General features: G+C 39.7%; 14 protein-coding genes. 6 read left to right on the top strand and 8 right to left on the bottom strand.

What is annotated here, in order from left to right; all coding sequences use genetic code 11:
- Positions 1-19: 19 nt before the first annotated feature.
- The 3 genes from ACFFAP_RS30180 to ACFFAP_RS30170 form a co-directional block, all read right to left on the bottom strand.
- Positions 20-199 carry a DUF6887 family protein gene (locus ACFFAP_RS30180; protein ID WP_375514663.1) on the bottom strand — a complete coding sequence of 60 codons (180 nt, stop codon included), beginning with the start codon at positions 197-199 and terminating at the stop codon, positions 20-22.
- 115 nt (positions 200-314) lie between these two features.
- On the bottom strand, positions 315-710 hold the full coding sequence (locus ACFFAP_RS30175; RefSeq protein ID WP_375514662.1) for a hypothetical protein: 396 nt from the start codon (positions 708-710) through the stop codon (positions 315-317).
- 93 nt (positions 711-803) lie between these two features.
- Positions 804-1,163: a hypothetical protein gene (locus ACFFAP_RS30170; RefSeq protein WP_375514661.1), complete on the bottom strand. Its 360-nt coding sequence runs from the start codon at positions 1,161-1,163 to the stop codon at positions 804-806.
- Positions 1,164-2,021: 858 nt separating this feature from the next.
- Between ACFFAP_RS30170 and ACFFAP_RS30165 the strand changes: the two genes are divergently transcribed.
- The 5 genes from ACFFAP_RS30165 (at position 2,022) to ACFFAP_RS30145 (ending at position 4,847) form a co-directional block, all read left to right on the top strand.
- Entirely contained in the window at positions 2,022-2,702 is a 681-nt protein-coding gene (locus tag ACFFAP_RS30165; RefSeq protein ID WP_375514660.1) for an AAA family ATPase, read from the top strand.
- A complete protein-coding gene (locus ACFFAP_RS30160) occupies positions 2,699-2,956 on the top strand; it encodes a hypothetical protein (RefSeq protein ID WP_375514659.1) in 258 nt (85 codons plus the stop codon). Before ACFFAP_RS30165 ends, ACFFAP_RS30160 begins: the two co-directional genes overlap by 4 nt.
- A gap of 332 nt (positions 2,957-3,288) precedes the next feature.
- The gene (locus tag ACFFAP_RS30155) at positions 3,289-3,897 is read left to right on the top strand and encodes a hypothetical protein (protein WP_375514658.1); all 609 of its coding nucleotides are present in this window, start codon (positions 3,289-3,291) and stop codon (positions 3,895-3,897) included.
- A 15-nt stretch (positions 3,898-3,912) separates the two neighbouring features.
- A complete protein-coding gene (locus tag ACFFAP_RS30150; protein WP_375514657.1) occupies positions 3,913-4,128 on the top strand; it encodes a hypothetical protein in 216 nt (71 codons plus the stop codon).
- Positions 4,129-4,202: 74 nt separating this feature from the next.
- A complete protein-coding gene (locus ACFFAP_RS30145; RefSeq protein WP_375514656.1) occupies positions 4,203-4,847 on the top strand; it encodes a tyrosine-type recombinase/integrase in 645 nt (214 codons plus the stop codon).
- A 236-nt stretch (positions 4,848-5,083) separates the two neighbouring features.
- On the opposite strand, the gene ACFFAP_RS30140 is transcribed toward ACFFAP_RS30145, so the two are convergent.
- The gene (locus ACFFAP_RS30140; RefSeq protein ID WP_375514655.1) at positions 5,084-6,082 is read right to left on the bottom strand and encodes a hypothetical protein; all 999 of its coding nucleotides are present in this window, start codon (positions 6,080-6,082) and stop codon (positions 5,084-5,086) included.
- A 92-nt stretch (positions 6,083-6,174) separates the two neighbouring features.
- Positions 6,175-7,209 (bottom strand): protelomerase family protein, encoded by a 1,035-nt coding sequence (locus ACFFAP_RS30135; RefSeq protein WP_375514654.1) that lies wholly within the window; start codon positions 7,207-7,209, stop codon positions 6,175-6,177.
- Between the two features lie 232 nt (positions 7,210-7,441).
- Here ACFFAP_RS30135 and ACFFAP_RS30130 point away from each other — a divergent pair, with 232 nt between their 5' ends.
- A complete protein-coding gene (locus ACFFAP_RS30130) occupies positions 7,442-7,603 on the top strand; it encodes a hypothetical protein (protein WP_375514653.1) in 162 nt (53 codons plus the stop codon).
- Between the two features lie 37 nt (positions 7,604-7,640).
- Here ACFFAP_RS30130 and ACFFAP_RS30125 read toward each other — a convergent pair whose 3' ends face one another.
- Genes ACFFAP_RS30125 through ACFFAP_RS30115 form a run of 3 tightly spaced genes read right to left on the bottom strand, consistent with a single transcriptional unit; the run spans position 7,641 to position 10,982 of the window.
- Positions 7,641-8,138, bottom strand: a complete 498-nt coding sequence (locus tag ACFFAP_RS30125) for a GIY-YIG nuclease family protein (protein WP_375514652.1) — start codon at positions 8,136-8,138, stop codon at positions 7,641-7,643.
- Between the two features lie 4 nt (positions 8,139-8,142).
- Complete coding sequence (locus tag ACFFAP_RS30120) at positions 8,143-10,314, bottom strand: hypothetical protein (RefSeq protein ID WP_375514651.1); 2,172 nt, start codon at positions 10,312-10,314, stop codon at positions 8,143-8,145.
- Positions 10,311-10,982, bottom strand: a complete 672-nt coding sequence (locus ACFFAP_RS30115) for a hypothetical protein (RefSeq protein ID WP_375514650.1) — start codon at positions 10,980-10,982, stop codon at positions 10,311-10,313. The genes ACFFAP_RS30120 and ACFFAP_RS30115 overlap by 4 nt, the downstream gene beginning before the upstream one ends.
- Positions 10,983-11,135 lie beyond the last annotated feature (153 nt).

The raw sequence follows: 11,135 nt of genomic DNA, 5'->3' as shown, positions 1-11,135 counted from the left end.
GAACATAATCTGCTTTATTTTAGTCCCTATTTTTCCTTAACCGAGCAGTATTGGATTGGAATCTATCAACGTAAATTTGTAGCGCTTCTTCATCTTCTCTGTGTTCAAGGATATATTGCCGTAATTCGCTACGGGTCAACGATGTCAAATAGTTTATTTTCTGGAAATCCCTAAGAAAGATGTGACTAATGCATAGCATAATTGGTAAACTGTTGTAAGCTTAAAAACTGTAGGGCTGAAATAAAATTTCAGCCCTACAGTTAATTCAACAATTTTCAAGTATGCAGTGCTAAAAATAAATTTTAACTATATTTTTAATCTACATTTAAAGCACAAACTTGAAAAGGTGAATTAGCTCCTCTTGGATTACCAGCATATAAATTCCTTAGATTTGAATTTGGCGTTCTAACACCGTTATTAATATCATACACAAACTTATCTTTACCACCTGAAACATCTCGATAAATACCGAGTGTAACATTTGGTGGTAGTATCCAACTTACAGTACTTGTACAACCTTGTGTTGAAAAGTTTCCGCTTGAACGGGTTTTTTGACCGTTTTGAGGTTGTGCTTCACTTGTTACGCAAGCACAATTAGTATCAGCTAATGCTGAATTATTAGGTAATACAACCATACCAGTTATTATTAGTACCATTAAAATAATAGTACTAACTATTGATTTGATTTTTTGTTTCAGTTGTGAAAACATAGTTAACTCTCTTTATAGTTGAATAGACAACGGACTTATTTCTTAGTTAAAAACATGATCTAAACATAGTTGAGATCATGAAAAGCAAATAGTTTATTCTTGAACATAATTCAAGTCTCTAAGAAGTTTCAAAAATATTTCAGTTACTTCCCGTGTGCGTGAGTCAGTGTCACGAACCTCTGCTACCCATTGATCATATAAAACTTTTGCTAAATCTGGCTCATTACCATCTCTCCAATTACCACTTTTGGGCAAAACCTTAACTATTTCGGTAGGTGGGATAGTCTTATTAAAAAATACATGAAGATGATATTTAGCTAATCCCTCATCTTGTCCAACTGACGCTACATAAATAAACCAGTCATCACGACCTAGATTATGTACTTTGAGTCCTCTCGATTCACATCGAACATCTAGAATTTGGTACTCACGAATTATTATTTTTGTAGGCATAAGCTGAATTATCATTGTATGTTAGATAGATGCACTGTTGTGGAGCGACAGATTATTTGACCACAGCGACAAATTACAAGTCAAGTTCTTCAAACTTGTAAGCTTCGCTATAGAGGAATTTAATTTTTATGGTTTCTGATATAAACCTGTAGAAATTGCTTGAACAAGCGATATAGAAGAATTTGGATTATTGACAAAGAATCTGCCGTTTTGGTCAAATAATTCGTTGTTCTACAGCTGTACAGCAATTGCTGGTGATTTAGTCCTTTTAACTAGTTATTAAACAGGTTACTGCTGTATTAGTAACAGAAAAATCATACAAATGATAACTTTTCATTGTAAGTGCTTTAGATCACACTTACACGATGACATAATCATTGCTAATTTTCGTAAGCTATGCGTTAGTCACATCTTTATTTAGGGCAAACGCATCTTATTAGAACTTACGCATTGACAGAAAATTGATACTATGCGGCCAAGCTCAATTTCTGTGTTAGGTGTTCTAAAATAAAGTCACGACTTTTAGGACGATCACCTACTTCTCAAATCTGAGCTTTAGGGCTAATTTGTAAACTCAAGTAAAGTACTTGTCTTGTAAGGGTTTCAGCAATTCGAGTCAAGAAAACACTTATTCACTGAAACTCAGACCTAGTAATGAGTTGAGTATCCTTAAGTCAGAATTAAAGTAAAAAAATCAGAGGTAGGCAATCTAGTTTGAATGCGATCGCCTTTTCCTCTATAAAACAATTTTCCTTGAGTGTTAAATAGTGCCCTAATAGGGATTTTTCCACCCTCACCTAGCTTATTTGGTACTAGATTAGTACCAATCCAGTTCTAGATGAAAATAAAGTCAGTACTATGATTATCGTTGTTGGCGGGATCAAAGGCGGTTGTGGAAAAAGCGTTACAGCTGCTAATTTGGCAGTTCGGCGCATAGCTGATGGCTATGAAGTATTGCTAATCGATGGGGATGATCAAGAGACAACTAGTCTTTGGGCTTCTACTCGCAGCGAGAATTACCCAACGGCTAGTCAAAAGCTAACCTGCGTTCAACTTCGCGGCAGGGCGGCTAGAGACGAAGTTTTAAAGTTGGCTCCCCGTTACCAAGATGTAATTATTGATGTGGGCGGAAGGGATACAACTACTCAAAGGGCTGCTTTAACGATCGCTAATCTCGTTATTTTACCTATTCCCCCAAGGGGGCCTGATATTTGGACTCTGGAAAAAGTCGCACTACTTTTAGAAGATGTTCGGACAGTAAATCCAGAACTAAAAGCTTGGGCGTTCCTTAATCGTGCTGACGCATCCGGGCGGGATAATGAGGAAGCAATGCAAATTATTGAAGAGACTCCTGGTGTTGAACTAATTCCACCACGATTTGGAGATAGAAAATCCTTCCCCAATTCTCACACGCAGGGTTTAGCTGTGACTGAAATCAAGCCACGCGACCAAAAAGCAGTGCTGGAATTAGAAGCACTCTATCAGTACTGCTTTAGTACTAAGATAGTACCGAAAAGACATAAAAAAGGTACAAAATGACAATCCGAAAGCCGAGTCGTAGCAACACATCAGAGCCAAAGCAGATAGATATTGAACGGGTAATTAATGCTGGTAGTCCACCACCAAAAGCGGATAAGCAGGAGGATAGTCCCAAGGAAGTGCGGTTCCAAATGGCAATCCCACCTGAGTTATGCAAGCTCATTGATGATGCTCGGAAGTTGACTAAGACAAGTCGTCGGGCATGGCTGTTAAATGCAGCACAAGAAAAATTGGAGCGGGAAGGAAAGCTGTAATTATAGTGATGGCAGGAGTGAGCCTAGCTCGAAGGGGCGAACCAAAATTTCACGTCCACACACCCAATTTTTGAGCTAATCTTCAGTCATAGGTTAGATAACGATTGCTGATAACAGTGGCGAGTTTGGCGTGGTGGTGATTAGGTTTGGAAGTGTCAGTAATTTAGTAAAACAATGGAAAGGTTGGTATAAAGTTTCTCTTAAAATAGACTAATAATTGAGGTAGTGAAATTAGTGTGCAAAAATATCCAGATTAAATCAAGTCTGATTTAGTAAGATTAATTCAAGATTCTCAAGATACTTATCCAAAGTTGGCATTAAGACTAAAGGAAATGAGTAGATGGATTGCTCAGAAAAAACCTGGACAACTTGTATCTAAAAAACACGTAATGCTTCTTTTAAAAGAACTAATAGATGATGCTACTTTTTGGTTAGATATACAGTTAATACCTCAAGAGGATAAAGAGGCTCTACTGTCCTCAGTAACACCTATAGAGAGGTATTGGTATGAATATTTATTTCCATTGTGGATTAATGAGCCAGACCCTAAAAAAGACACTTGGAAAAAAGAATTAATGGCTGGTAAATTTCAAGGTAACGATACTTTGTTAGTTGAAAAGATATGTGATGCAATAGAAAGTCTTGGAGGTAATACATTTCATTGCTATATTGCGGATCTATCAATGGCAACAGATTTACTAACTTCTGGAATAACCAATTTACCCCTCTGTGTCCAAATAACCAGTATCCGAGATACACTTTCTGAATCAAAGCAGCAAAATTGGTTAGATACTTTACAACATTGGCGAATTGATAGAGGATTGTTTGTAAATTACAACCCAACAGTACCTCAGATTGAGTCAAGGATTGGACTAGAAGCCTTCCGGTGTAGTGACCAAATCTCTAAAAAATGCTATTGTAAAATTGATATAGACAGATAAGCGGTTTAAGCCATAATGTCCTATCAAGTAGAGATCCCTAAAGAACAGAGAATTGCTAGAGCTAAAGAAGCTCTTGAGAGCGTCAGAGAGTTAAGACGCGCTAAAAAACGTATGGGTGTTGATGCAATATACCAGTTTGTTAAGGACGTTGATGGAGATTGGTTAGAAAATTGGACAGATGCATCAGATGTTGAGATAAAGACAGAAAGAGCCACTGTTGCCTTTCACTAATCTCGGTCAATCAATTCTGACTAATCGGTGTCAAATCGTTGTAGGCTGTGGATCACTGGGTCTACAGTCGGGCAATGAAAATCAATCGGCATGGACGCGCCAAAGTTTTAACGCAGTCAGAGATACAGCTAATTTTCAGTGATGGCTTAGATAATCACCGCGATCGCACTTTGTTCGGTGTCTGTCTCTTCAGTGCTTGCCGAATTCGTGAATGCTGTACCCTGTTCACCCAAGACATCTACACACCCAAGGGCAATGTCAGACCCCGGCTGGTGATTAGGAAGTCAAACACCAAAGGGAAGCTGGCTACTAGGTCTATACCAGTGATTGAAGACTTACGGCGGTTACTGGTTGAATACTACCCACTGGCAGGGGACGATTTTTTGTTTCCCGGTCGCAGTGATGGACATATTAGCGAGGACTCAGCCGCTAGGATTTTGAGAGGAGCTTGTCAGCAAGTAGATATTTTTGGAGTGAGTAGCCATAGCTTCAGGCGTACTGCCTTAACCCGGATGAGTAACGCTGGCATACCACTGCGGGTAATTCAGGAAATCTCAGGGCATCGGAATTTAGAGCAGTTGCAGAAATATTTGGAAGTGAGCGACGAACAAGTATTAGGAGCGGCGGCGAGTTTGGCTATGTTGTCACCTGTGGGTAGAAGTGGTCTTGAGATAAACACTAATAAAAAGCTTGAAATTGACGCACATTATCCCCCTTAGGAAAAGTGGACTAGACGAAAGTTACCCAAAATTACCTAGATATTCTTGATATATATTCAAGCAATATACTGACCAAAAAAAAAAAAGTATTTCACGTCAAATGGTGTAATTTTTCATCAGTCGTTGCTATACCCCTGCTTGTCGATGCTTCCCCCGGTTAGGGAAAATGTCGGGAAATGGATGTTAGACGACATTGACCAAATTGCGGCTACTGAGCAGGTGTAGCCCCGGTATCGCTACATCACATCTTGCCCATCTGGTACAAGTGCAGTTAAATCGATTTCTAATTCAATTTTGCGACCATTCCCTTTACGATTATCGTAGGGGTTTAAATCGTGCTTGAGGTTGTGGTCATCAATTCGAGTTTGGTAATTCCCTAAAATTGCCTTGATGGTAGCTGGTTTACTTCCTGTGAGAGATTGAATGGCAGTTTGATTTATGTGCCATTTTTGGGCTTTCTCGGTGCAATTATTATTGTGAATTTCTAAAGCATAAATAGCGCGTCTAGTCAATTCTTCAGCGCGTCCAGGATGGGTTTTGTAAGAGTCACTTTTTAAATCTTCTGTTGATACTGCTGTCAAGTCTTCTGAAGATTGCTTGACTTTACCAGTGATGGTTTTTGCGTACACATGGATTGCACGACGAACGAAATCAGCCAAGGAAATACCAGAGTGAGCTAAAGCACTTTCTACCATAAGAGCCGTCTGTGCATCCAGTTGCATCTCTGAAATATTCATCTCGTCAAGGGTGATTTGTAATCGTGTTTTAGTTTCAGTTTCAGTTTCAGTTTCAGTTTTAGTTTCAGTTTCAATTTCAGATAGCTGTTCAGAGCTTGGTTTTTCCCATTGAGCGAAATATTTAGAACGTTCGTTATCGCTTGTGATATCCCACCTATCTTTACTTGTGGTCACATACCAGAGAGAAAGATGCTCATAGCGTTCAGCCTTACCTTTACCAGATGAAGTGAGATAGTAGCCAGGTTTTGGTTTCTCACTGGAAGGGAAAGCTTCTTCAATCGCTTTCCTAATAGCAGTTCGAGGTCGTTTAATACTGTTTTCGTTGGGAATTTCATCAATAATCGCTTGCCAATATTCCAAAGTTATTTCACGAATTACAGACTCTTCCTTTTTACCTTTGAGCTTTTTTACTAATTCTTGCCCAAGCCTTTGACCATACATCAGTTGGCTTTCATCAGATTGTTTTTTGATAGAGTCTACAGTAGTTGTGTTAGTCATATACCTATACTATTCCTCTTGTATGGAAATGCAATATACCTATACTATCCCTCTTGTATTACAGTGTCAAGAGGTTATGTATAGGGACTTAATTAAACACGGGTAAGTGTTCCAAGCTTGATTTCATAACGCTTGTAGGCGTTGATAGTGCTTTCATCGTCATCACCTAGCACAAGCTTTGCAAAGTCGATGAAGTCGTAGGGGTCAACATTGCCATCGTTGACGATCGCGGCTCTTAGATATGCGGCGCGAAATTTGTGATAAGTGCGTTCATCAGTTGGAAAAATCTCCCACTGTTTGCAAGCTTCGTTTAAGGTTTTAGAAAAGCGTCGGTTCACTCGTTCCGGGTCTTCATCTTGCGGAAAACGCTTACCTTTTAAGCCAAGCCACTGCAAGGCAAAACAGACCAATTCAGCAGGTAATAGTGTAGGAATTTTAAAGATTACATCTCTGAGATGGACTGCTTTATCACCCTGCCTTATCTTGCGGGTTTTGCCTTTGAGTTGACCTTTAAAAGCCACGGTGTAAGTGTCGATTTTTTCAAAGGTGGCTGATAGATGCACTTCTGCCATACGGCGGCCTGTTGCGAGTGCGACCGCACAGCTTACATCGAGCCAATTAGCATCCTGACCATTTTTGATATCAGTCAGAACATTGTGGGCATATTTGAGAGAGTTTGTAAGGTCAATTTCAATTCTATTTATTTTTTCTCTACGCTCTGTTACAGTCTCTCTGTAGCGTGAGTTTTGACGCTCTTTATAGCTTGCGAATTGGTAGCTAAGGGCATTGCCAAAATGAGTAATGATTGTTTTGACTGGATTGATTAAGGCATGATCTTTCAATTCTGTCTTTGCAGCAGTAAGAAGTGCTTTTTTCAATGCTGTAATCTGCCTTAATGCCGTGCCATACTCTTTTTCATCTTCTGGGCGCGAGTCCGGGTAATTGATTTTTAAATTTTTGGTTTCAATAACTGCTAATCGCTCCCATCCCAAAAAATCACCTACACCTTTCTTTCTCTGGGTTAGCTTGTATGGGGCCAAAGCTTCAAACTGAGGCAGTAGCCAGCTTACACGCTCGTCAATATAAGTGTTTTCTAATTCATCAACAGTCTTTAATTCTCTAGACATATCCCTAATTCCTTGGTTACTTTGAGATAAAGTTTATATATTTAGATAGTAAACAAGGAGTAAGCAGATGTCAATACATTGTGACTTGTATAGCCATAGTAAGTTTAAGGAATAAATAGAATATTAATCAATTATCTCTATACATAAGCACTTGTAGTCATATAACAAGAGGATTAGTATAGGGATAAGAAAAGGCGGCTGCTAACCGCCACATATTAAATAGGATGCCTGTATGTTACTCACAATTGCCAAGCCTCTACAATTCCAAGCTACTAGCGACTACTTTGACGGAGAATTCGACGCGGCAATCGCACTCCCACCAAAAACAACCGAGGGCGAATACTGGCGAGGATATCTAGCCAAAGTAAACCAAACAGGCAACACACCATTCTAAAACCAAGGGGAGGCTAACAACCTCCCTTAACTTTTGCTCACTTAGCTAATTGTTTTTGCAGTTGCACGGGTGGCTGATTTGTCAATTTTCCCGCGATGACTCCTACTCCTAGAATCCCTACCATACCGAGAATGATTAACTTAATAGGCAATTCGCTGATACTAAACACATACAATCTTCGCTTTTCAAACTCCCACTGAACAGATAAAAATTGAATGGGATAAAAATCAAACCATTCCTGGCTTTTAATTAAGTCAACATTGCAATGACTAAATTTTTCATGTAGCTGGTTTTCAATTTCTGCCATATCCTCAACATAAATAGTCTTAAGAATTTTGACATTGCAGGGCGGTTGATTGCGGTGAAATCTATCAAGTCTAGCTTGTGGATCTCTGGATAATCCAATTTTGCATCTACGCAACCACGCCCCAGGAATTAAACCATGATAGTTTTCAGCTTCCATCAGGTAGATATATCCTGGCTCATGGTCGTTTCTAGGTTGATAGATAATCGCTGTAAGTTCATCCGAATTCATGATTTTATCTCCACACCACTTTCTTACTAACTGTGCGCTTTTTGCAGCCTAGACAGCGATATCTCTCGTCATTTTGTAGCTTTAAATTTGCGCTTACGCAGTGGGGACAGTGGGGACTTGTGCTTCTTTGGTGGCTACCTCCTATAGTCGAAATTGGTGGCAAGGATGCCATTGTGCCAGTGCTTGCTGTATAAAGCTTTGGGTTTTTGCTTACCAGTCCGTTACCAGCCGTGTCAGGAGACTTGGCAAGCCTAGCCAGTCGCTTTGTCTCTTCTATCAATGAATAGTTAAAACTGACTTGATCGAGATTAGGTAAAAAGTAAAGTTTGGGTGAGCGAGAATCAACTACTAAGGCTACTCTTAATAATCTCGCATCGTCGGTAACTAACTCGTTCTTATGGTCGATATACTCTTCAATAGCATCTAAGTTTCGGGTTAACTTAGCCAAGTTAGACTCGCTATTTTTGCCCTTACCGTAAGTATTTAGGTAATGCCTAATTTTGGGAATGCCAATGATGATTTCGGTAAATAGTGACCGATCATCATTGGTAAAACCTGGGATTTGTTTAGTCATCACAGATTGACCAGACACAATCCAGCCGATGTTATTGTGTCCAAACTGTTTGAGAATTTTCTTGAAGTTTTCGCCTGTTTCGTATGGTTCACTAGAAGAATTAAGGGTATTGTCTAACTCTTCCCATACCCAGATTTGAAAGTAGTTAGCTGCAAAATTGGGATTGTGAATACGGAATCTACCATCGTCTAGACAATCTTCAAAAGATTTAATAGCGGCAGTTGTGTCGCCATATTGAAGAAAAATATCAAGGGGATAACTAGAATCTTTGAGTGAACCGACAGCACCGGGATAACTCACATTTACTAAGGTGTGTGGCACTCTCTCACCCTTGCCAGTATTGCCGCGAGTGCAACCAGCTTTCAAAATTTCGCTAATCATCACCGCGCTTGTGGGAGTTTTCCCCATGCCCGGATCTGCTATCAGCCGATAACGAATTGGATGACTGACCACGTAATTAATAAACTCGTCAGCAGTCCCAAGCATCAACCTGATTTCATCTGCTTTGATAGCTGGTTCTACACGGTAACTCACCACAATACAGTCGGTTATTTCTAACTTGCGAACGCTGGTAATTTTGAATAATCCCAGTTTCTTAACCAGTACTTCTGAATGCTTGCTGATAGCTTCTACAATTGCTTTGGGGTGAACAGAGCGCGAATACCCATAACCCACATCTACAACGCCGTCAGGCTTAAAATGTAAGCCTTTAACGTTTAAAGCTAACCTGATATCAGTAAACAAGGTACGCGCTATCTCATTGGCGATTTTCCCGTTGATATCAAAGCCAAAGTCACCATACACAGGTTCTACTAAATCACCTTGTAATTGTTGCTGTAACTGCCCTACACGCTCGTTTAGTAGCTCGATTTGTAAAAGATAGTTTTGGCGCTCATGTGCGATCGCTTCCCCAACCTCATCTAAATTTTCGTTGTAACTACTTGCTAAACTCTTGATAATTTCAGCTTTACTTTGATGACCGTGTGCCACCTTCTCCGACCATGATTGCAGCCTACAGAATAACTGCATAGCTTCACAGGTTATCAAATCATGCTCTAAATAAATTTTCTCTAACTCCTGAGACTTAGCAAGTTGAAAACGTTGATTAGCTTCCGATTCTACTTGAGTTTTAAAGTTAAATTCCCATTGCTCACATTCGGATTCTAAATATTCAATACGCTGTTTATCTTGCTGTGACTGGGTAAAAGCTTGATTCAACTTAGCTTGCAGTTGGGCGATTAAACCTGTGTTTTCTAGTTTGCTGTGACCTAATGAGTTGATGGTATTTCTGGCTTCCTTGAGTTCATCTTTCAGGGATTCTAGAAGGCTTGTGACAGTGGATAGCCTTGACTTGCAAGTGTCGAATTGTCTGATAACTTTATGCAGTGTTTGACCTGCTTGTTCGTTCTTACTTTCGGCATCGTTTAACAATCTCTGTGATTTAGTATCAGCGATAAAGTAAGTAATAAAACTTGCTGGCAATGCGACCACGCCAAGCATAGAGATTATTTTGGCTATATCGTTAGTGAACCCTCCAGAAGCGATCGCCAAGCCAGCGCATAAGCTAAAAGCACTTAGCCCTAAGCTGTGAGATAATCTCATGATTTCACCTCCAGATAATCACCCAACTGTGCTTTAAAGTTTGCTTGGTTCCCTTGTGACTCAACAGTTCTTAGCCTTAATTCCTCAGCTTTTATTTGTGCAAGAGCCAGTTTTTGGTCTAGTTCATCTTTGCTATAAATGGAAATATTTGTATCGGCTAGAGTCTTTACTTGGCTGACATCTAAAGCAACTGATTTTTGGGTAGTCACCTCTTTTTGATTCAAATAGTCAAGGTAGTTACCTTTGACTTTCTCAATCTCGGTAGCTGCTTGGATGCCAGCACCAAAAGCCTTTGAGTGTTTACCAATTACAGTAAATTTCTCGCGTGTCAGGTCGAGCGCTGCACCCGTCAATTTGAGCGAACGCGTAGCACCTTCATAGATTTTCATACCTTTATCTAGCTGGCTTTGAGTTGCTTGCGGGAGAGTATCGTTTGGATTTAAAGGGTCATTTATACGGTAATCTTCTGGTTTAAAAGCTGGCATCATTCCTGATATCAAATCAGGAGTTACCGTCATCAAGCCAGGGATACGGCTATCTATGGGGACAGTGGTAGATGTGGCATTAGCGGATGTGGAATTACTGCTAGATGAGCCATTTTGTTTACGTCCTGCCAGCTTTTCTGCTACAGCCCTCGCGGCTGCTTTTGTAGTATCAATTTTTGCCATTGTTGAAAAACTTTCTAGTGTTAAGTAGCGATTGATATTTAATTTCTAGTTGTCTAAATGCTTTGTCTATTTCGCTAAATTCAAGTGCTAATTCCTCATCTAATACCAATTTAATATGAAGCTGCATATAATAGGGAGAAGCCAACTCTTAAG

The organism is uncultured Nostoc sp., assembly GCF_964245575.1.
Lineage (GTDB): Bacteria > Cyanobacteriota > Cyanobacteriia > Cyanobacteriales > Nostocaceae > Nostoc.
This window is presented reverse-complemented; position numbering and strand designations above follow the sequence as displayed.

Coding starts and splice junctions, on each gene's coding strand:
- ACFFAP_RS30165 (WP_375514660.1), top strand. CDS start 2,022: ATGATTATCGTTGTTGGCGGGATCAAAGGCGGTTGTGGAAAAAGCGTT.
- ACFFAP_RS30120 (WP_375514651.1), bottom strand. CDS start 10,314: ATGAGATTATCTCACAGCTTAGGGCTAAGTGCTTTTAGCTTATGCGCT.
- ACFFAP_RS30170 (WP_375514661.1), bottom strand. CDS start 1,163: ATGCCTACAAAAATAATAATTCGTGAGTACCAAATTCTAGATGTTCGA.
- ACFFAP_RS30150 (WP_375514657.1), top strand. CDS start 3,913: ATGTCCTATCAAGTAGAGATCCCTAAAGAACAGAGAATTGCTAGAGCT.
- ACFFAP_RS30155 (WP_375514658.1), top strand. CDS start 3,289: ATGAGTAGATGGATTGCTCAGAAAAAACCTGGACAACTTGTATCTAAA.
- ACFFAP_RS30115 (WP_375514650.1), bottom strand. CDS start 10,982: ATGGCAAAAATTGATACTACAAAAGCAGCCGCGAGGGCTGTAGCAGAA.
- ACFFAP_RS30135 (WP_375514654.1), bottom strand. CDS start 7,209: ATGTCTAGAGAATTAAAGACTGTTGATGAATTAGAAAACACTTATATT.
- ACFFAP_RS30140 (WP_375514655.1), bottom strand. CDS start 6,082: ATGACTAACACAACTACTGTAGACTCTATCAAAAAACAATCTGATGAA.
- ACFFAP_RS30125 (WP_375514652.1), bottom strand. CDS start 8,138: ATGAATTCGGATGAACTTACAGCGATTATCTATCAACCTAGAAACGAC.
- ACFFAP_RS30160 (WP_375514659.1), top strand. CDS start 2,699: ATGACAATCCGAAAGCCGAGTCGTAGCAACACATCAGAGCCAAAGCAG.
- ACFFAP_RS30145 (WP_375514656.1), top strand. CDS start 4,203: ATGAAAATCAATCGGCATGGACGCGCCAAAGTTTTAACGCAGTCAGAG.
- ACFFAP_RS30130 (WP_375514653.1), top strand. CDS start 7,442: ATGTTACTCACAATTGCCAAGCCTCTACAATTCCAAGCTACTAGCGAC.
- ACFFAP_RS30180 (WP_375514663.1), bottom strand. CDS start 199: ATGCTATGCATTAGTCACATCTTTCTTAGGGATTTCCAGAAAATAAAC.
- ACFFAP_RS30175 (WP_375514662.1), bottom strand. CDS start 710: ATGTTTTCACAACTGAAACAAAAAATCAAATCAATAGTTAGTACTATT.